Raw genomic sequence first — 20,324 nt, 5'->3', positions numbered from 1 at the left:
TGACCTCAGATCCCCACCTGGAAGCTGCTGGACCAGCCCTGCATCTCCTGCACGAGCGCGTCCCACGCGCCGGTCAGCAGGAGCAGACCGGTCGCGATCATCATGCCGCCGCCGATCCGCATCACCCAGGCGTAGTGCCGCTTGACCCAGCCGAACGCGCCCAGCGCCCGGCGGAAGGCCACGGCGGCGACGATGAACGGCGCGCCCAGGCCGAGGCAGTACGCGAGGGTGAGCAGCGCACCGCGTCCGGCGCTCGCCTCGTTGAGCGCGAGGGCGTTGACGGCGGTGAGGGTCGGTCCGACGCACGGCGTCCAGCCGATCCCGAACAGGACGCCGATCAGGGGCGCGCCGACCAGCCCGGCGGCCGGCCGCCGGTGGAACCGGAACTCGCGCTGCGTGAGCCACGGCATGAGCCCCATGAAGAAGACGCCCATGAGGATCATGACCACGCCGAGGATCTTGCTCAGGATCTCGCGGTACTCCAGGAGCGTCTGGCCCGAGAAGCCGAAGAGGGCCCCGCCGGAGACGAAGACGGCGGAGAAGCCGAGGACGAAGAGCCCGGCGCCGAGCACCATCCGGCCCCGCCGCGCCTCGGCGAGGTCGGTGCCGGTGATGCCCGTCACGTACGAGAGGTAGCCGGGGACGAGGGGCAGCACGCAGGGCGAGAAGAAGGAGACCAGGCCGCCGAGGACGGCGACGGGCAGGGCGAGCAGGAGTGCCCCGCTGAAGACCGTCTCGTTCATCGACTACTGCCCGCCGGCCTTCTCGGCGAGGACCGGCTCGATCATCGAGCGCAGCTCCTTCTCGGAGAGCGCCTTGAGGGAACGTGCGGCGATCTTGCCCTCACGGTCCAGGACGACGGTCGAGGGGATGGCCTGCGGGTGGACGACGCCCTTCGGGAAGCCATTGAGGATGATCTTGCCGTAGGGGTCGCGGATGCTCGGATAGGGAACCGAGTAGTCCTGCTCGAAGGTGACCGCCTTCAGCTTCTCCGGGTCCCGGGTGTTGATGCCGACGAACTCGACGCCCTCCGCCTTCAGGTCGTTGGCGACCTTCGTGAAGTGCGGGGCCTCGGCGCGGCAGGGGTTGCACCAGGAGCCCCACACGTTGAGGACGACGACCTTGCCCTTGAGGTCGGCGACGTCCAGCCTGCCACCGTCGAGCGTCTCGCCGGCGATCCCGTCGGTCGCCGGGCGCTCGCCCTCGGCGATGGTGGAGATGCCGCCGGTGTTCGTGACGAAGTTGGTGTCGCCACCGCCGCCGGACGTGCCCTTGGGGCCTGCGCTGCACGCGGTCAGCGCGAGCGCGGACGCCATGGCGCCGGCGGCGAGCAGGATGCCTCGGTGGGCGCGGCTGTGGCTCATGTGAAAAGTTTCGCATGGCCGTTTGCCGGATCTTGCCCACCCCCCTGCCTGCCCGTAAAGCCCCTTGTGAAGGGGGGCTAAGCCCCGTCAATCGCGCAGGTGGCTCTTCCAGCCACCCGCGGGGGATTCTCCGACACCGAGCGAGCGCAGCTTCCCGAGGATCTTGGGGTCCTGCGCGTCGAGCCAGTCGACGAACTGCCGGAAGGAGACCAGACGCACGTCCTTCTTTCCGGCCATGCCCTTCAGCGCCTCTTCGACGGCGTCCATGTAGATACCGCCGTTCCACTGTTCGAAGTGGTTGCCGATGAAGAAGGGAGCGCGATTCGTTTCGTACGCGCGCGTGAATCCGGCCAGATAGGCCTCGGTGGCCTGGCGCTTCCAGCCGGGATAACGGGAGGGGGCGCCCTTGGTGGAGTTCTTCGACTGGTTGGCGAGGATGTTGTAGTCCATCGAGAGGACCTCGAAGGAGTGGCCGGGGAACGGCACGGCCTGGAGCGGCAGGTCCCACAGGCCCTGGCGCTTGTCCGGCCAGACCTGGCGGCCGCCGGGCGAGGAGGCGTCGTAGCGCCACCCGAGCTTGCGGGCCGTGGGCAGCAGGGCCTCCTGGCCGAGCAGGCAGGGGGTGCGGCCGCCGACGAGTTCCCTGCGGTAGTCGAAGGGCAGCGGGTCGAGGTCGGTCCAGCCGCTGTTGGTCTTCCATTCGGTGACGAACTTTACCGCCTGGTCGATCTCGTTGCGCCAGTCCTCGGACGTCCACTTCCCGACGGATCCGGAACCGCCGCAGAAATGGCCGTTGAAGTGCGTGCCGATCTCGTGTCCGTCGAGCCAGGCCCGGCGGACGTTCTCCAGCGTGTCCTTGATGTGCGCGTCGGTGAGGTAACCGATGTCGGAGGCGCCGACGGGATTGTTCGGCGGGCGGTAGAGGGACTTCTTCGACTCGGGCAGGAGGTATATCCCCGAGAGGAAGAAGGTCATCGCCGCGCCGTGGTCGCGGGCGAGGTCGAGGAAACGGGGGAAGAGGCCGTTCCCGACCTCTCCGGCGCCGTCCCAGGAGAAGACCACGAACTGCGGCGGCGTCTGACCCGGTTCGAGCGGCGCGGGCCGGCCGGGCTGCTTCGGCTGCTTGCCGGTGTCGGCGGTGGAGCCGTCGCCGATCGGCCGCCCCTGCGGCCTGCCGCCGCCCGCGTTCCCGCCGTTCCCGCTCTTCGCGTCGCCCGCGCCGGGCCGGCCGGCGCCGTCCCCGCCGGACCCGCCGAGGACGCCGCAGCCGGCCGCCCCGAGCGCGGCCGCGGCCCCAACTCCCGTTCCCAGCAATCCCCTTCGGCTGATTCCGCGCATCGTCATTCCCCATCCGCACTGGGCATCTGCCGGACGTGAGTCCGGACCGGCACGGAGGAAGATGCGGAAAGGGAGAAGCGGGTTCCGCCGATAATCACACGATTTACCACCCGCTGCGTGACCGCGCGGTCACCCATTTCCCACGCGGTATCGGTCGCCACCGCGGGCGACAACGGTCACACGGCCGGTCATACCGGCACCGGAAAACGTCCGGCGAATCGCGCGGCGGAACGTACGACGGACGCGCCCCGGAGCGTACGGCGGAACGGGTACGGGTACAGCGGAACGGGTGACGGGTACGGCGGAACGGGGCGGTTGTCCACCGCCCCGCTCCGCGTCCGTCACGCGCCGAATGCCTTCGGCTTTCCCTTCACCGGCCTGGCGCCCGCCAGCAGGTGGGGCGGAACCAGATCGCGCGCGGGCTCGGAGTAACCGACCGAAACGATCCTGTCGCCGTGGTACGTGAAGGTCGTCAGGGACGCCAGCGTGCACTGCCGGCGTCGCGGGTCGTGCCACAGCCTGCGCCGCTCGACGAAGCTCCGCACGATCCAGATGGGCAGCTGGTGGCTGACGCACACCGCCTCGTGCCCCCGCGCCGCGTCGCGCGCCGCGTTCAGGGCGCCCGTCATCCGGACGACCTGGTCGATGTACGGCTCCCCCCAGGACGGCCGGAAGGGGTTGGTCAGGTGGCGCCAGTTGCCGGGCCTGCGCAGCGCGCCGTCCCCGACGCCGAAGGTCTTCCCCTCGAAGACGTTGCCCGCCTCGATCAGCCGCTCGTCGGTGGCCAGGTCCAGACCGTGCGTCTTCGCGATCGGCGTCGCCGTCTCCTGCGCCCGCTCCAGCGGGGAGGCCACGACGTACGTGACGTCCCGGCCCGCCAGGTGCTCGGCGACCCGGTCGGCCATGCGGCGCCCCAGCTCGGACAGGTGGTACCCGGCGCGGCGGCCGTAGAGGACGCCGTCGGGGTTGTGCACCTCGCCGTGGCGCATGAGGTGGACGACGGTCACGTCCTCCGGTCGCACCCCGCTCATGCGGCGCCCTCCGTCGCCTCCGCGGCGGCACGGGCGGCCGCCGGCAGCGCGGCGGCGATCCGCTCGACGGCGCGCTCGTCGTGGGCCGCGGAGACGAACCACGACTCGAACGCCGACGGCGGCAGGTAGACGCCCTGCGCCAGCATCGAGTGGAAGAAGGCGGTGAAGCGGAAGGACTCCTGCCGCTTGGCGTCCTCGTAGTCGCGGACCTCGCGGTCGGCGAAGAAGACCGAGAACATGTTGGACGCGTTCTGCAGCCGGTGCGCCACGCCCTCCTTGGTGAGCGCGTCCGTCACCAGGCCCTGGATCTCCCGCGACACCGCGTCGACGCGGGCGTACGCGGCGTCGTCCAGCAGCCGCAGCTGCGCCAGGCCCGCGGCGGTCGCGACCGGGTTACCGGAGAGGGTGCCCGCCTGGTAGACCGGGCCGGCCGGCGCCAGGTGCGCCATCACGTCGGCGCGACCGCCGAACGCCGCGGCCGGGAAGCCGCCGCCCATGACCTTGCCGAAGGTCATCAGGTCCGGCGTGACGCCGTCGACGCCGTACCAGCCGGCCTTCGAGGTGCGGAAGCCCGTCATGACCTCGTCGGAGATGTACAGGGCGCCGTTCTTCGCGCAGGCGTCCTTGAGTCCCTGGTTGAAGCCGGCACGGGGCGGGACGACGCCCATGTTGCCGGGGGACGCCTCGGTGATCACGCAGGCGATCTCGCCGGGGTGGCGGTGGAACGCCTCCTGCACGGCCTCCAGGTCGTTGTAGGGCAGCACGATCGTGTCACCCGCCTGCGCGCCCGTGACGCCGGGAGTGTCGGGCAGGCCGAGCGTGGCGACGCCGGAGCCGGCCGCGGCCAGCAGCGCGTCGACGTGGCCGTGGTAGCAGCCCGCGAACTTGATCACCTTGCTGCGGCCGGTGTAGCCGCGGGCCAGGCGGATCGCCGACATGGTGGCCTCGGTGCCGCTGGACACCAGCCGCACCTGCTCGACCGGCGCCACCCGCGCCACGATCTCCTCCGCGAGCGCGACCTCGCCCTCACCCGGGGTGCCGAAGGACGTGCCGCGCGCGACGGCGTCCTGGACGGCGGCGATCACCTCGGGGTGGGCGTGGCCGAGGATCATCGGCCCCCACGAGCAGACGAGGTCGACGTACTCCCGCCCGTCGGCGTCGGTGAGGTACGGCCCGGTACCGGAGACCATGAAGCGGGGCGTGCCGCCCACGGCGCGGAAGGCCCGGACGGGGGAGTTCACGCCGCCGGGCGTCACCTGCGAGGCGCGATCGAAGAGCGACTGTGAGACTGGGGCTTCGTATGAATACGACACGTGGGTCCTGACCTGCGAGAACGAGTGGACGGACGGCTGGGCTGCGGGCGCTGCCACCAGTGCGGCGGCGGGGCGGTCCCGCGGAAAACGGGGGTGGGCCGTGCTCCCTTTCACGGCTCCGGTTTCACCACATCAGGCCGGTGGCCTTGCTTCGGCGTGACGCCTTCCCTCACGATCTTGTTTCACAAGGGGTTCCCCTGCTCGGCTGTGCCGGGAGTTGCAGAGTTTCCAGACCTCGATTTCGGCAGGGCGTCAGTCCTCCGCGTCTGCGAAACTGGGGCGTCATAGGGAGAGCTCACGGAAACCATGGTGTCAGAGGCCCGGTCGTTCCAGCGGACAGGTGTTTCACCATCCGCTCGCGGGGGAGGTCACTGACACGATGATCGGGTCGCGCGGCGGGGGCCGCGTCACCCAGCAAGCAGTCGGGTGGAGATATGCATCGCGGTGGCGGACTGGGCGAGGGGACCGGCGATCTGGGTCCCGAGCGTGCCCGGCGGGGGAGACACCGGCGACAGCGGGACGACCCCGCCACGCGGGAACCCGTACGGCGGGACGAGCACGTACAGCGGGGGGTCCCCGCACCGGGCGAGCCCATGGGGGTCGATCCCCTGGGGGGCAGGGGTGGGCGCATGGGGGTGACCTACAAGTACTTCGGCGCGCCCAACGGCGCCACGGCCGCGCGCGTGCCGATCTCGATGCGCCCCGAGGAGCTCGGCGGCGACGAACTGGGCATGGGCGGCATGTTCACCAAGATCAAGCCGGAGACCATAGCCGCCATGGTGCTGACCGGTCTGCAGGGCATGCCGCTGCACCGGGTCCCGCCGTTGGAGCTCGTGGTGCTGCACCCCGACTACGCGGTGGTGAAGCTGCCGACGACCGTCGTCGACCCGCTGCGCGGGGTCGGTGAGGAGTCGGTGGGCGCCGCCGCCTTCATCTGGTCCACGGTCCCCGACCGCGGCGGCCCGCGCGACGCGTACAACGTCTACCAGCTGCTGCACGAGTGGCAGGACTTCTCGGTCCGGCTGCACGAGGCGGGCCACCAGCCGTACTGCCTCGTCTGGCCCTGACGGCCGCGGGGACCGAACGGCCCTGACGGCCGCGGGGACCGACCACCGCGGGGACCTCCCCTCCGGCGGCGTGATCGGACGGACGGGGGCCACCACCCCGAACCGCCGGACCGGACCGCCGGACCGCCGGCCTCGTACGGGGGGACTTCCCCGCTGATCGCCCCGTCATCGATCCCCACCTCGACAGGGCCCCCCGCCCTTCGGGCATCGGGCCCGGGAACGCGGTGCGGGGGGGTGCTGCGCGGCGGTGTCGACGCGGGGGCCGCTGCGACGGCGTCGGCGCGGGGCTGCTGCGGCGCGGTGGCCGGGGAGAAATGACCTGGCTGGGGCGCGCGGCCGGTGGCATGCTGGCCGCGTGAAGGGACCGGAGATCCACATCAGCTTCGCGCCCGGACTGGGCCTGTTCGTACCGGCGCCGCGCCGCACCGGCCGTACGGCCGTGAGGACCGACGGCGTGTCGACGCTCGGCCACCTCGTGGAGTCGCTCGGCGTGCCGCTCACCGAGGTCGGCGCCCTGCTGGTCGACGGCGAGCGGGTCCCCGCGGCGCACGTGCCGGCCGCGGGCGCGGAGGTCGAGGTCCGCGGCGTGGAGCGTCCCCAGGAGGTACCGGGCGCGCCGCTGCGGTTCCTGCTCGACGTCCACCTGGGCACCCTCGCCCGCCGGCTGCGGCTGCTCGGCGTCGACGCGGCGTACGAGAGCCAGGACATCGGCGACGCCGCGCTCGCCGCGCAGTCGGCCCGGGAACGGCGCGTGATGCTCTCCCGCGACCGCGGGCTGCTGCGCCGCCGGGAGCTGTGGGCGGGCGGGTACGTCTACAGCCACCGCCCCGACGAGCAGCTGCGCGACGTGCTGGAGCGCTTCGCGCCGCCGCTCGCCCCCTGGACCCGGTGCACCGCCTGCAACGGCGAGCTGACCGGCGCCGACAAGGACGAGGTGGGCGAGCGGCTGGAGCACGGCACGCGGCGCACGTACGACGCCTTCGCCCGGTGCACCGCCTGCGAGCGCGTGTACTGGCGCGGGGCGCACCACGCGCGGCTGGACGAGATCGTGCGCACGGCACTGGCGGAGTTCGGCGGCGCGCCCGCCTGACGGCCCGTCCGGGCGGCGGCCTTCGGGCCAGTCGGTCGGGTCGGTCGGGTCGGTCAGGTCGGTCAGGTCGGTCAGGTCGGTCAGTCCAGGACGTGCCGCAGGTAGGCGTGGGGGTCGGCGAGGTACCGGCGCCAGTGGTCGACCAGCGCCAGCTCCTCCCACCGGACGCGGCGCATGCCGTGCTCGCCGACCTCGATGACGTCCGCGCCCGGCATCGCGGTCAGCAGCGGCGAGTGCGTCGCGCACACGACCTGGCCGCCGGAGCGCGCCAACCGGTCGATGTGGCCGATCAGTTCGAGGCACGAGGTGAACGACAGGGCGGCCTCCGGTTCGTCGAGCACGTACAGCCCCGGCTGGAGGAACTTCCCGCGGAACGCCGCGAGGAACCCCTCGCCGTGGCTCACCGCGTCCGGGGCGAACCCCTCGCGGTCGAGCGCGTCCCGCGCCGTCTCGGCGCGCAGGAAGAACCCCTTGCGCGCCGCCCGGGAGGCCATCATCCGCCGCCCGCGCGGGGACGCCGCCTCGAACCGGACCCGTTCGCCCAACGCCGACCGGCCGCGGCTGGTGGCGTACCGCCAGTCGTGCGAACCGCCCCAGGAGTCCAGACCGAACCCCTCGGCCAGCGCCTCGACCAGCGTCGACTTGCCCGACCCGTTCTCGCCCACGAGGAAGGTGACGGGCGCCGTGAAGCGCAGCCCGTCCGCCAGCAGGGCGCGTACGCACGGCACGGACCAGGGCCACCGGTCGGCGGCCCCGCCGTCGCCGTCGGGGCCACCGTCACCGGCGAGGTCGCCGTCGGGGCCGCCGGTGGGCAGGTGGGCGTACGCGCGTTCGACGATCACGGGCCGAGTCTGCTCACCGGCCCGGCGGCAGGCAAGCCGACGGGCCGTACGGTCGGGTCGCCGGCGAGGGTCCGGTCGCGGCCGTACGGTCAGGTGGCACCCCGGTGCGCTGCCGGCGGCGTCAGAACACGTACGCGTCGCCCGTGGCAGGTACCAGCACGCGGTGGTCGTCGTTCTCCGGGCTCCGGTCCGTCGCGCCGCCGTTCCAGGCGGTGGTCACGCGTACGGTCACCTCGTGGGTCGTGCCCGCCGTGCGCAGGTCCAGCAGGGTCTCGCGGCGCTCTCCGTCGGCGGGCAGCGCCCCCGTGGAGCACAGCACCGTCCGCTCGCCGCCCCACACGCAGCCGGCCGGGAGCCTGCGCCCCGCCGACACCAGCGGCACGGACACCTCCACGCGCAACGTCACGTCCTCCAGGGCGGAGGGCCCGTGGTTGTGGGTCAGCACCAGTACGTCCAGCCGGTCGCCCGAGAGCGTGGCGTAGCCGTGGTGCGCCACGTCCGCCTCGGGGGCGACCGCCCCGGCTCCGCCACCCGTACCGACCACCGTCGCCACCGCGACGGACACCGCCACAGCCGCCCTGCGCATCGTCATCATGTCCGGAAGATACCGATCCGGTACCCGCGGAGCCCCGTCAGCCACGCGGGCCGTACGGGGCCGGGACCGGGCCGGTCGCCCGTTCCGCTGCACCGAAGGGCCCGGGGACGACCCGCGCGCCCCCATCGACCTCGGTCCGGCTCGTCCGGGCCGTACGGGGCCGGTCGCCCGTTCCGCCGCACCGAAGGGCCCGGGGACGACCCGCGCGCCCCCATCGACCTCGGTCCGGCTCGTCCGGCCCCGCCCGGCCGGGCACGGTCCGGTTCGGTCCAACCCCGGGATCGAGCCGGGCCGGCTCCTGCCTGCCTCAGCCCCGGCCCCGGCCCCGGTCGGCTCGGCTCCATCCGGCTCGGCTCGGTCGGGTCGGCCCCGCCGTGCCGGAGTCGGTCCGGGTCGACCCGGCTCCGGCTCGGTCCATCCGGCTCGGTTCGGCTTGGCCCGGTCCGGGTCGACCCGGCTCCGGCTCGGTCCATCCGGCTCGGTTCGGCTTGGCCCGGTCCGGGTCGGTCTGGGTCGGTCTGGGTCGGGTCGATCCCGACCGGTCCGAATCGGTCCGGACCGGGCCGGCTCCTGCCTGCCCCCAACCCCGGCCGGCTCGGTCCTGCCCGGGATCGGGTCGGGTCGGCTCCTGCCTCCGGCCCGGCCGGCGCGGCGGTGATCATGTACACACCGCGCGGTCCCCGGGCCGCGCATATGCTGGCGCCCACCGCCCCGTACCGGCCCGAGGAGCACGCCGACCATGACCGCCGCCGCCCAGCCCGTCGCCGTCGTCACCGGAGCCAGCAGCGGGATCGGCGCCGCGACCGCACGCCGACTGGCGGCCGCCGGCCACCACGTGGTGCTGACCGCCCGCCGCCGGGACCGCATCGAGGCGCTGGCCGCCGAGCTCACCGCCGCCGGGCACCGGGCGGAGGCGTACGCGCTCGACGTCACCGACCGCCCGGCCGTCGACGCCTTCGCGGCCTCCCTCGACCGCTGCGACGTCCTGGTGAACAACGCGGGCGGCGCCCTCGGCGCCGACCCGGTGGCCACCGGGGACCCCGAGGACTGGCGGCGGATGTACGAGGTCAACGTGATCGGGACCCTGCACGTGACCCAGGCGCTGCTGCCCGCGCTCACCGCGGGCGACGGCGGCACGGTCGTGGTGGTGTCCTCGACGGCCGGGCACGCCACCTACGAGGGCGGCGCCGGGTACGTCGCCGCCAAGAACGGCGCACGCGTCCTGGCCGAGACCCTCCGCCTGGAGATCGTCGGCACCCCGGTCCGCGTCGTCGAGGTGGCCCCCGGCATGGTGAAGACGGAGGAGTTCGCCACGACCCGGTTCCGCGGTGACGAGGAGCGGGCCGCGAAGGTCTACGAGGGCGTCCCGGACCCCCTCTCCGCCGACGACGTGGCCGACACGATCACCTGGGCCGTGACCCGCCCGCCCCACGTCAACATCGACCTGCTGGTCGTCCGCCCCCGCGCCCAGGCGTCCAACACCAAGGTCCACCGGGAGCGCTGACCGCCCGCGGCGGCACGGGCCCTTGCGGGGCCCGCGCCGGGCGGAACCGGCGCCGGTCGGGATCGGCGCCCTGCGGCATCCGCACCCCGGCGGGACCTGCCCCCCGGCAGGTCCCGCAGCCGGGCCGTCTCCTTCGACCGGGCGGCGGCCGTCGTCCGGCGCCACGGCGGGGCCGTCGGGGCGGCCCCGCACCTCGCGGGCTCGCGCCGGGCCGGGACCCGCGCCCCGAGCCGGGCAGGGGCGGGGGCCGGCCCGGCCAGGGGCGCAGGGGACGGGCGTCAGCCCTTCACGCAGACGACCTGCTTCAGCTTCGCCACGACCTCGACCAGGTCGCGCTGCTGGTCGATGACCTGCTCGATCGGCTTGTACGCGCCCGGGATCTCGTCGACGACGCCGGAGTCCTTGCGGCACTCCACCCCGCGCGTCTGCTCCTCCAGGTCCCGGGTGGAGAAGCGGCGCTTCGCGGCGGTCCGGCTCATGCGCCGGCCGGCCCCGTGCGAGGCGGAGTTGAAGGACTTCTCGTTGCCGAGCCCCTTCACGATGTACGAGCCGGTGCCCATCGACCCCGGGATGATCCCGTACTCGCCGCTGCCCGCGCGGATGGCGCCCTTGCGGGTGACCAGCAGGTCCATGCCGTCGTACCGCTCCTCCGCCACGTAGTTGTGGTGGCAGGAGATCTCGCGCTCGAAGGTCACGCCGGCCTTCTTGAACTCCTTGCGGACGACGTCCTTCAGGAGCCCCATCATGAGCGTGCGGTTGCGCCGGGCGTACTCCTGCGCCCAGAACAGGTCACCGCGGTAGGCGGCCATCTCCGGCGTGCCGGCGACGAACACCGCGAGGTCGCGGTCGACGAGGTCCTGGTTGTGGGGCAGCCGCCGTGCGACGCCGATGTGGTGCTCGGCCAGCTCCTTGCCGATGTTGCGGGAGCCGGAGTGCAGCATCAGCCACACGGAACCGGTGGTGTCGAGGCAGACCTCGACGAAGTGGTTGCCGCCGCCGAGGGTGCCCAGCTGCCGGGCGGCCCGCTCCTGGCGGAACCTGACCTCCTCGGCGATGCCGTCGAAGCGCGCCCACAGGTCGTCCCACCCGGTGGCCGGGACCCCGTGGACCCGCGCGGGGTCGATCACCTCGTCGTGCATGGCGCGGCCGACGGGGATGGCCCGCTCGATGCCGGACCGGAGCGGTGACAGGTCGCCCGGCAGGTCGTTCGCCGTGAGTGACGTCCGCACGGCGGACATGCCGCAGCCGATGTCGACCCCGACCGCCGCCGGGCACACCGCGTCCTGCATCGCGATCACGGAGCCGACCGTGGCGCCCTTGCCGTAGTGCACGTCGGGCATGACGGCGAGGCCCTTGATCCACGGCAGCGTGGCGGTGTTCCGCAGCTGCCGCAGGGCGCCGTCCTCCACGGACGCCGGGTCCGTCCACATCCGGATGGGCACCTTCGCCCCGGACACTTCGACGTACGACATACCTACCCCATCCCCCGAGAAAGTCAGAAAACGCAAAAACCGGTGCCAGAGTGCACACAAGTGACAGGAAACCGGCAGCGACGGCCGTGCGTGCGATAGACATTGTGTCCACCGGCCGCCGAACACCGGCAAGCCGTTTTCACCGTGACCGCAGGGAAGGGAGCCCCGGACCGTGCAGCGAAGGGCGTACGCAACCGGCCTGGCCGCACTCCTCGCGGCACTCAGCGCGACCACCCTCGCCGGCTGCGACTCCGGTTCCGGGACGGACGGCTCCGACATCGACGCCAAGGCCGGCACGACCGCCGGCACGGCCGTGCAGCCCGGCCGTTACCGCACCCTCTACGAGCCGTGCGGCGCCGTCAGCCGCGGCACCCTGCAGAACATGCTGCCGGCCGTCACCACCCTCACCCCCGAGCAGCGCGAACGCGTACTGCGCGGCACCGCCGCCGTCACGTACGACACGGACCGGCGTGCCGGGTGCGCATGGAAGGCGGAGGGGCCGGACGCGATCCACCACCTCACCCTCGACTTCGAGCGCGTCGTCTCCTTCGACCCCTCCGTCAGTGACGAGACGCGGGCGCAGGAGGTGTACACGACCAAGGAGTCTGCCGCCGGCCTCGCCCCGGCCACCCCCGTCCCGCCCACCGCGGGCACCACCGGTACCACGGGCACTGCGGGCACCACCGGTACGGCAACGCCCTCCGCGACCTCCTCGCCGTCCCCCGGCGCCCCCGGTACCGCCCGCACCGCCGGCAGCACCGTCTCCCCTGCCGGCGCCCCCGCCGCCCCCGCCGCGGATGCCGCCGGCCAGGCGCCGCAGACGGCCTCCCCCGCCGCGCCCGTCCCCGGCGGCACGCCCGCCGCGCCCGCCCGCAGCGGTGCGCCCTCCGCCCCGGCCTCCTCCGCCCCGGCTTCCTCCGCCCCGGCTTCCTCCGCACCGCCGGAGGGGCTCGCGTCCCGGGTGCTGCCCGACCTCGGTGACGCCGCGTTCCTCCACGACGCCCTCGCCCCGGCCGGACCGGCCGCCCAGCAGCGGACCGTCAGCGTGGTGTTCCGCACATCGAACGTCCTCGTGACGGTGCGGTACGCGGCCCAGCCGATGCGTGTCGGAGAGGTTCCGGACAGTGAGGAACTGCAGGAAAAGGCGCGCGATCTGGCGCGCCGTCTGGCCGAGCGGTTCGACGAGTGAGGGGCGCCGGGCCCATCGCCGCCCGGTAGCCGGCCGCCCGCCGCGGTGCGCGGACGGGCCCCGTACGGGCCCCGACTCGGGCTACCGTGGCCGGGCCGGATCGCCCGGACCGTACGACCGGACCGTATGACCGGCCGGTACGACCGACTCGTACGACAAGCGACAGAGCGACTGAAGGAACCATGCACCGATCAGCCCCGCGTCTCACCCGCATACTCGCCTGCGCCGCCGTCCCGGTGATGCTCGTCGCCGCCGGCTGCTCGTCGGACGACTCCGGCCCGGGCCCGTCGGCGTCGCCGTCCTCGCCGGCCGCCGGCGCCTCCGCGGCGCCCTCCTCGCCCGCGCCGGCGCCGAGCGTCCCGCCCGCGAAGTTCGCGAAGCTGCCGGACGCCTGCAAGGCGATCACCGCGAAGACGGTGGAGGCGCTCGTCCCGGACGTGAAGACCAAGGCCGGTACGCCGGGCAAGTCCACCGACGTGGCCAGCCGCGGCAGCTGCTCGTGGAACGGCCTGGAGGACAAGGGCGTCGAGGGCTCGAACTACCGCTGGCTGGACGTCTCCCTGCTCCGCTTCGATTCGGAGCAGGCGCTCGGCAGCGGCGAGAAGCGGGCCCAGGACAAGTACGCGGCGAAGGTCGCCGAGGTGAAGGCGACGGAGGGCGCGATCGACGTGCGCACCTCCTCCGCCCCCGGCGTCGGCAACGAGGCCCGTGCCGTCAGCTACTCCCTCAAGAAGACCGGCGAGACCTTCCGTTACGGCGTGATCGTCGCCCGCACGGAGAACGCCGTGATCACCGTCTCCTACAACGGCACCGGGTACGCGGGCGCCGACGCGCCCTCCGCCGGGGAGCTGATGGAGGGCACGGTCAAGGCGGTCAAGGACGCGGTCGCCGCCGTCGCCACGGCCAACAAGTAGGCACGGCCCACCGGACGGGGCCCACCGGGCCCCGGCCTTCGCTCCGCAAGCCGATCCGCACGCCGACCGGCATGACGACCGGCACGCGGCTCCCCCCGCGCTCGGCACGTGCCCGCACGTGCTCCGCACGGCGACCGGCACGCGTACGGGCGGGGCGCCGAGCGCGACGCCCGGGCCGCGGCCGGCGCCGTGCCGGGGCAGCCGGCGGCGCGATGCCGGGCGGAGTCGCCGGGCGCGACGCCCGGCGGGACGACCGCCGTGACCGGCTCGGCGGCCCGTCGGCGGGATCCGGCCTCCCCCCGGAGCGCCGGATCTCGCGCGCATATGCCAGGCTGTGCCCGCAAGATCGAGCAGGGGAACACGGGAGGGGACCGCGGGTGGCCGCGATGCAGCTGACACGGATGCACCGCGTACTGATCGGTATCGTCGTCGCCGGCGCCCTGGTCATCGCCGGCATCGGCTTCGCCGGCTCCTACGCCGCAGTGCGCGAACTCGCCGAGAAGAAAGGTTTCGGCGACTTCTCGCTGGTCTTCCCCATCGGCATCGACGCCGGCATCTGCGTCCTGCTCGCCCTCGACCTGCTGCTGACCTGGCTGCGCATCCCCTTCCCGCTGCTGCGCCAGACGGCGTGGCTGCTGACCGCCGCCACCATCGCCTTCAACGGCGCGGCGGCCTGGCCCGACCCGCTGGGCGTCGGCATGCACGCCGTCATCCCGATGCTGTTCGTCGTGGCCGTCGAGGCGGCGCGGCACGCCGTGGGCCGCATCGCCGACATCACGGCCGACAAGCACATGGAGGGCGTACGGCTCACCCGCTGGCTGCTCTCGCCGGTCCCCACCTTCCGGCTGTGGCGCCGGATGAAGCTGTGGGAGCTGCGTTCGTACGACCAGGTCATCAAGTTGGAGCAGGACCGGCTGATCTACCAGGCGCGCCTGCAGGCCCGGTTCGGCCGCGGCTGGCGGCGCAAGGCGCCCGTCGAGTCGCTGATGCCGCTGCGCCTGGCGAAGTACGGCGTACCGCTGGCCGAGACCGCCCCGGCGGGGCTGGCCGCGGCGGGCATCGAGCCGGTGCTCCTGCCGCCCCAGCCCACGGTGGTGACGGTCGATCAGGAGGCGCCGGCGGCGCCGGCGACGGTGACCGCGGTCGGTTCGGCACCGGCCGCCGCGGCGGAGCTGCCGCGCACCGCCACACCGGAGCAGCCCCGCCGGCAGCCGCAGGACGCCCGGCCCGAGCCCCGGCCGACCGAGCCGCAGCACACCGAGCCGCAACACACCGAGGCGCAGTCGCCCCGGCCGCAGCACGCGGAGCCCCACCAGCAGCCGCAGCCCCGGCCGCAGCACCCGACTCCTGGGCACGGGGAGCACCCGCAGCCCGAGCAGTACCCGCACCCGCAGGAGCACCCGCAGGAGCAGCGGCCCGAGCGACCGCAGACGGTCACGCAGGCCCCGCAGGACGCGCAGGCCCAGCAGGGCGGGCAGGCCCCGCAGGACGCGCAGGACGCGCAGGAGCCGGAGCCGGTCAACCATGTGAGCCCGTGGTTCGCGGCGCCCACGCTCCCCCAGGACGTCACCTACGCCGGCTCCTACGACCCGGCGGCGCACGTCGAGAAGCCCGCGCCCGTCCCCGGCCCCCGCCGGGAACCGCGCGACACGGCCCCCGCCCCCGCCCCCGCGCCCGCCGAGGGCCCGGCGCCCGGCGAGGCCACGACGCCCGGCCCGGTCCGGGCGTCCGACGCGGAGGACGAAGACTTCGGCCGGGCCGCGTACGAGGTGTTCCGGGAGTACGTCGGCCGGCACGGCGACTGGCCGGACGCCGATGTCCTCGACGCGCAGATCACCGAGGCGTACGGCCACCGGCACCCGCGCGGACAGGTGCTCCTGCGCCGCTGGCTGCCCGACTTCCGGACGCGCTACCAGGCGGAGCTGGAAGCCGAGCACATCGCCTGACGGGCGCCCGCCCCGCCGCGCACCCGCCGGACGCCCGTCCCGCCGCACGCCCGCCACGCGCCGCCGCCCCGCCGACCGCCCGCCGGTCCCGCCCCACCCCACCCGCCTGACGCGCCCGCCCCGCGGCCGCGGGAGCCGAGGCCGAGGCGTTGGCCCGCGGCGGCCAAGCCAGGCCCCGCGGGCGGGAGTCCGCCCACCACACGCCCGCCTGCCGCGCGCCCGACCCACCCCACCGGCACACCGGCACACCCCGAGCTCCGCACCCACCCCACGCCGCCGCCGGCCCCGCGCACGGGTCAGCGGCCGGTGCGGGCGCGGAGCTTGGCGGTCTCGCCGTGGACGGCGAGCACCGCGCCGACGACCGCCAGCGCCACGTATCCCGGTGTCGGGACGTCCCACCACTGCTGGAGCAGCCCCCACGGGTGGTCGCCGAAGTACCGCCCGGCGATGCCCAGGCCGCCCTGGATGCCGGCGACCCAACCGATCAGTGTCACGAGTTCCCTCATGGCTCCACGCTCCCGCGGCCGCCTCCGCGCACGCGTCCTGCCGGGGGCCGAACCGGGGTCGTCCGAAGGATGCAGTGCACGCCGGAGGGCCCCACCCCGCAGGGTGAGGCCCTCCATGTGTGCGCGCCCGCGCGCGACGGGCGCCGCGGCCCGGGGACGTCGCGCGTCCGGACGGGCACGGCGCCGCGCCGGACGGGGGCGGGCAGCAGCGGCCCGGCCCCCGGGGCGCCCCGGGGGTCAGGCGCGCCAGGCGCGTCAGGCGCCGAGCAGCTTGCGCACCCGGTCGGCGCCCACGGCGAGGAGCAGCGTGGGCAGGCGCGGCCCGGTGTCCCGGCTCACGAGGAGCCGGTACAGCAGCGCGAAGAACGTCCGCTGCGCGACCTTCAGCTCGGGCGTCGGCTTGGCCTCCGGGTCGAGCCCGGCCCGCACCTTCGGGACGCCGTAGACGAGGGTGGTGAGCCCGTCCAGCGACCAGTGGCTGTCCAGGCCCTCCAGCAGCAGCGCGAGCGACTCGCGCCCCTCCGCGTCCAGCGAGCCGAGCAGCTCGGTGTCCGGCTCGGACCGGACGATGGTCCGCTGGTCGGCCGGGACCTGCGTGGAGATCCAGTTCTCCGCGCGGTCCAGCCGGGGGCGCGCCTCGTCCAGCGAGGTCAGCGGGTCGGCGGGGTCCAGCTCGCCGAGGATCCGCAGCGTCTGCTCGTCGTGCCCGGCGGTGATGTCGACGACCGAGGCGAGCGTGCGGTACGGCAGCGGGCGCGGCGTGCGCGGCAGCTCACCGGCCGCGGTGCGGACGGCCCGCGTGTGCGCGGCGGCGTCGGCCGGCAGGACCGTGCCGTCGGCGACCTTGGCCTCCAGCTTGTCCCACTCGTCGTACAGCCGCTGGATCTCCTGGTCGAAGGCGATCTTGAAGGCCTGGTTCGGCTTGCGGCGCGCGTACAGCCAGCGCAGCAGCGGCGCCTCCATGATCTTCAGCGCGTCCGCCGGGGTGGGCACGCCCCCCTTGGAGGAGGACATCTTCGCCATGCCGGAGATCCCCACGAAGGCGTACATGGGGCCGATCGGCTGGACGCCGTCGAAGACCTCGCGGACGATCTGCCCGCCGACGACGAACGACGAACCCGGCGAGGAGTGGTCCACGCCGCTCGGCTCGAAGATCACGCCCTCGTACGCCCAGCGCATCGGCCAGTCGACCTTCCAGACCAGCTTGCCGCGGTCGAAGGAGTTCAGCTCGACCGTCTCGGCGAAGCCGCAGGCGCAGGTGTAGGCCAGCTCGGTCGACGCGTCGTCGTACGAGGTGACCGTGGTGAGGTCCTTGCCGCACCGGCCGCAGTACGGCTTGTACGGGAAGTAGCCGCCGGCGCCGCCCGAGCCGTCGTCCTCGCCGGCCGCGCCGGAGCCCTCGGCGGCCTCCAGCTCGGCCTCGTCGACCGGCTTCTGCTGCTGCTTCTTCGGCTTGCCGGTCGCCTTGTCCTTCGTCCGGTACCGGTCGAGGATCGCGTCGATGTCGCCGCGGTGCGCCATGGCGTGCAGGATCTGCTCGCGGTAGGCGCCCGAGGTGTACATCTCGGTCTGGCTGATGCCGTCGTACTCGACGCCCAGCTCGGCGAGCGACTCGATCATCCCGGCCTTGAAGTGCTCCGCCCAGCTCTCGTGCGGGGAGCCGGCGGGGGCCGGGACGGAGGTGAGCGGCTTGCCGATGTGCTCGGCCCAGGAGTCGTCCACGCCCGGGACACCGGCCGGGACCTTGCGGTAGCGGTCGTAGTCGTCCCAGGAGATCAGGTGGCGGACCTCGTGCCCCCGGCGGCGGATCTCGTCGGCGACCAGGTGCGGGGTCATGACCTCGCGGAGGTTGCCGAGGTGGATCGGGCCCGACGGGGACAGGCCGGAGGCGACGACGACCGGTTTGCCAGGCGCACGTCGCTCCGACTCGGCGATGACCTCGTCCGCGAAACGGGAGACCCAGTCGGTCTCGGTGCTGCTCTGAGCCACGATCGGCACGTCCTTGGTTTCTCTGCGGGTTCTCTGCGGGTGGTGGTGGGGCCGGCCCTGGGGTGTCGCCCCTCGCCATTCTCCCAGACGGAACGACGGGTCCCGAGGTTGTCCACAGGCCCCGGAGACCTCGGAGCGGTCCCGGGAAAGAGGTTGCTCGGCCATGGGACACTTGACAACCGGAAAAGCACCACGCGCGGCCGTGCCGGCCGCGCGGCCGGTACCCACAGACCCCGACACAGGAACGGAAGCTCATGGCCTCGGTCCCTTCCCTCGCTTCGACCGTGCAGCAGCGCCTCGCGGACGCCCTCTCGGCAGCCCTGCCGGAGGCCGGTTCCGCCGACCCGCTGCTGCGACGAAGCGACCGGGCCGACTTCCAGGCCAACGGCATCCTGGCCCTGGCGAAGAAGCTCGGCGGCAACCCGCGCGAGCTGGCGGCGAAGGTCGTCGACGCGCTCCCCGACAGCGGTCTGCTGAAGGAGGTCGAGGTCTCCGGCCCCGGCTTCCTCAACATCACGCTCGGCGACGGGGCGATCATGGAGACGCTGGCGGCGCGGGCCGCCGACGACCGCCTCGGCGTGCCCACCGCGCAGGACCCCGGCACGACGGTCATCGACTACGCCCAGCCGAACGTGGCGAAGGAGATGCACGTCGGCCACCTGCGGTCCGCCGTCATCGGTGACGCGATGGTCCGGATCCTGGAGTTCACGGGCGAGCAGGTGGTCCGCCGCCACCACATCGGCGACTGGGGCACCCAGTTCGGCATGCTCATCCAGTACCTGATCGAGCACCCGCACGAGCTGGACCACAAGGACGCGGACGTCTCCGGCGAGGAGGCCATGTCGAACCTGAACCGCCTCTACAAGGCCGCCCGCGCCCTGTTCGACTCCGACGAGGAGTTCAAGGCCCGCTCCCGCGACCGGGTCGTCCAGCTCCAGTCCGGTGACGAGGAGACGATCGCGCTCTGGCAGCGCTTCGTCGACGAGTCGAAGATCTACTTCTACTCGGTCTTCGACAAGCTGGACCTGCCGATCGACGACGCCGACGTCGTGGGCGAGTCCGGGTACAACGACATGCTCGACGAGACGTGCCGCCTGCTGGAGGAGTCCGGCGTCGCCGTCCGCTCCGAGGGCGCGCTGTGCGTGTTCTTCGACGACGTGAAGGGCCCGGACGGCAAGCCGGTGCCGCTGATCGTCCGCAAGTCGAACGGCGGCTACGGCTACGCGGCCACCGACCTGTCGGCCATCCGCGACCGCGTCGGGAAGCTGGGCGCCGACACGCTCCTGTACGTCGTGGACGCCCGGCAGTCGCTGCACTTCAAGATGGTCTTCGAGACGGCCCGCCGGGCCGGCTGGCTCGGCGAGGGCACCAAGGCCGTCCAGCTCGCCTTCGGCACGGTCCTCGGCAAGGACGGCAAGCCGTTCAAGACCCGTGAGGGCGAGACGGTACGGCTGGTCGACCTGCTCGACGAGGCGATCGAGCGCGCCTCCGCCGTGGTCCGCGAGAAGAACGAGAGCCTCCCCGAGGACCAGCGCCTCACCGAGGGCGAGATCGCCGAGCGCGGCGCGCAGGTGGGCATCGGCGCGATCAAGTACGCCGACCTGTCGACGTCCGCGTCGCGCGACTACAAGTTCGACCTGGACCAGATGGTGTCGCTGAACGGCGACACGTCGGTGTACCTCCAGTACGCGTACGCGCGGATCCGGTCGATCGTCCGCAAGTCCGGCGAGGCCCGCCCGGTCGCCCACCCGGAGCTGGCGCTGGCCCCGGCGGAGCGCGCCTTCGGCCTGCACCTGGACCGGTTCGGGGAGACGGTGGCGGAGGCCGCCGCGTCGTACGAGCCGCACAAGCTGGCCTCGTACCTGTACCAGCTGGCGTCGCTCTTCACGACCTTCTACGCCGAGTGCCCGGTCCTCAAGGCGGACACCCCGCAGCAGGTCGAGAACCGGCTGTTCCTGTGCGACCTGACCGCCCGCACGCTGGGCCAGGGCATGGCGCTGCTGGGCATCCGGACGCCCGAGCGCCTCTGACGACACGGGACCGGAGATCGGAGGGGGGGGGGGGCCGCGGGGCCCCCCCCCCCCCCGCGGGGGGCGGGGCGGGGCGCGCGGGGGGGGGGGGGGGGGGGGCGGGGGGGGGCGCGGGGGGGGGCGGCGGGGGGGGC

At 73.7% G+C, this 20,324-nt stretch carries 17 protein-coding genes; 7 read left to right on the top strand and 10 right to left on the bottom strand.

What is annotated here, in order from left to right; genetic code table 11:
- Window positions 1-5 precede the first annotated feature (5 nt).
- From ACF053_RS18530 to hemL, 5 genes are all read right to left on the bottom strand, one after another.
- The gene (locus ACF053_RS18530) at window positions 6-743 is read right to left on the bottom strand and encodes a cytochrome c biogenesis CcdA family protein (RefSeq protein ID WP_391954902.1); all 738 of its coding nucleotides are present in this window, start codon (window positions 741-743) and stop codon (window positions 6-8) included.
- A gap of 3 nt (window positions 744-746) precedes the next feature.
- The gene (locus ACF053_RS18525; RefSeq protein ID WP_391954901.1) at window positions 747-1,364 is read right to left on the bottom strand and encodes a TlpA family protein disulfide reductase; all 618 of its coding nucleotides are present in this window, start codon (window positions 1,362-1,364) and stop codon (window positions 747-749) included.
- Window positions 1,365-1,451: 87 nt separating this feature from the next.
- A complete protein-coding gene (locus tag ACF053_RS18520; protein ID WP_391955133.1) occupies window positions 1,452-2,702 on the bottom strand; it encodes a hypothetical protein in 1,251 nt (416 codons plus the stop codon).
- Between the two features lie 341 nt (window positions 2,703-3,043).
- Window positions 3,044-3,733, bottom strand: a complete 690-nt coding sequence (locus ACF053_RS18515) for a histidine phosphatase family protein (RefSeq protein ID WP_058945094.1) — start codon at window positions 3,731-3,733, stop codon at window positions 3,044-3,046.
- Window positions 3,730-5,046 (bottom strand): glutamate-1-semialdehyde 2,1-aminomutase, encoded by a 1,317-nt coding sequence (hemL, locus tag ACF053_RS18510; protein ID WP_391954900.1) that lies wholly within the window; start codon window positions 5,044-5,046, stop codon window positions 3,730-3,732. Before hemL ends, ACF053_RS18515 begins: the two co-directional genes overlap by 4 nt.
- A gap of 434 nt (window positions 5,047-5,480) precedes the next feature.
- Between hemL and ACF053_RS18505 the strand changes: the two genes are divergently transcribed.
- Entirely contained in the window at window positions 5,481-6,113 is a 633-nt protein-coding gene (locus ACF053_RS18505; RefSeq protein ID WP_391954899.1) for a hypothetical protein, read from the top strand.
- Between the two features lie 355 nt (window positions 6,114-6,468).
- Entirely contained in the window at window positions 6,469-7,203 is a 735-nt protein-coding gene (locus tag ACF053_RS18500; RefSeq protein WP_391954898.1) for a Mut7-C RNAse domain-containing protein, read from the top strand.
- Window positions 7,204-7,283: 80 nt separating this feature from the next.
- Here the strand turns inward: ACF053_RS18500 and ACF053_RS18495 are convergent, their stop codons facing one another.
- Complete coding sequence (locus ACF053_RS18495; protein ID WP_232791270.1) at window positions 7,284-7,931, bottom strand: AAA family ATPase; 648 nt, start codon at window positions 7,929-7,931, stop codon at window positions 7,284-7,286.
- Between the two features lie 235 nt (window positions 7,932-8,166).
- Window positions 8,167-8,640 carry a hypothetical protein gene (locus ACF053_RS18490; protein WP_391954897.1) on the bottom strand — a complete coding sequence of 158 codons (474 nt, stop codon included), beginning with the start codon at window positions 8,638-8,640 and terminating at the stop codon, window positions 8,167-8,169.
- A 739-nt stretch (window positions 8,641-9,379) separates the two neighbouring features.
- Here ACF053_RS18490 and ACF053_RS18485 point away from each other — a divergent pair.
- Entirely contained in the window at window positions 9,380-10,144 is a 765-nt protein-coding gene (locus ACF053_RS18485) for an SDR family NAD(P)-dependent oxidoreductase (RefSeq protein WP_391954896.1), read from the top strand.
- A gap of 278 nt (window positions 10,145-10,422) precedes the next feature.
- Here the strand turns inward: ACF053_RS18485 and ACF053_RS18480 are convergent, their stop codons facing one another.
- Window positions 10,423-11,616, bottom strand: coding sequence for an RtcB family protein (locus tag ACF053_RS18480; RefSeq protein ID WP_391954895.1), 1,194 nt, complete (start codon window positions 11,614-11,616; stop codon window positions 10,423-10,425).
- Between the two features lie 172 nt (window positions 11,617-11,788).
- Here ACF053_RS18480 and ACF053_RS18475 point away from each other — a divergent pair, with 172 nt between their 5' ends.
- From ACF053_RS18475 to ACF053_RS18465, 3 genes are all read left to right on the top strand, one after another.
- Window positions 11,789-12,805 carry a DUF3558 domain-containing protein gene (locus tag ACF053_RS18475; RefSeq protein WP_391954894.1) on the top strand — a complete coding sequence of 339 codons (1,017 nt, stop codon included), beginning with the start codon at window positions 11,789-11,791 and terminating at the stop codon, window positions 12,803-12,805.
- 182 nt (window positions 12,806-12,987) lie between these two features.
- A complete protein-coding gene (locus tag ACF053_RS18470; RefSeq protein ID WP_391954893.1) occupies window positions 12,988-13,719 on the top strand; it encodes a DUF3558 family protein in 732 nt (243 codons plus the stop codon).
- A gap of 377 nt (window positions 13,720-14,096) precedes the next feature.
- The gene (locus ACF053_RS18465; RefSeq protein ID WP_391954892.1) at window positions 14,097-15,665 is read left to right on the top strand and encodes a DUF2637 domain-containing protein; all 1,569 of its coding nucleotides are present in this window, start codon (window positions 14,097-14,099) and stop codon (window positions 15,663-15,665) included.
- A gap of 296 nt (window positions 15,666-15,961) precedes the next feature.
- On the opposite strand, the gene ACF053_RS18460 is transcribed toward ACF053_RS18465, so the two are convergent.
- Window positions 15,962-16,171: a hypothetical protein gene (locus ACF053_RS18460; RefSeq protein WP_391954891.1), complete on the bottom strand. Its 210-nt coding sequence runs from the start codon at window positions 16,169-16,171 to the stop codon at window positions 15,962-15,964.
- A gap of 255 nt (window positions 16,172-16,426) precedes the next feature.
- A complete protein-coding gene (gene lysS / locus ACF053_RS18455) occupies window positions 16,427-18,169 on the bottom strand; it encodes a lysine--tRNA ligase (RefSeq protein WP_391954890.1) in 1,743 nt (580 codons plus the stop codon).
- A 245-nt stretch (window positions 18,170-18,414) separates the two neighbouring features.
- Here lysS and argS point away from each other — a divergent pair, with 245 nt between their 5' ends.
- Window positions 18,415-20,190: an arginine--tRNA ligase gene (gene argS, locus ACF053_RS18450; RefSeq protein ID WP_391954889.1), complete on the top strand. Its 1,776-nt coding sequence runs from the start codon at window positions 18,415-18,417 to the stop codon at window positions 20,188-20,190.
- Window positions 20,191-20,324: the final 134 nt, after the last annotated feature.

This window comes from Streptomyces kanasensis, assembly GCF_043077165.1.
GTDB lineage: Bacteria > Actinomycetota > Actinomycetes > Streptomycetales > Streptomycetaceae > Streptomyces > Streptomyces changanensis.
The sequence above is the reverse complement of the archived record's forward strand: the minus strand, read 5'-3'. Positions and strand labels throughout refer to the sequence as shown.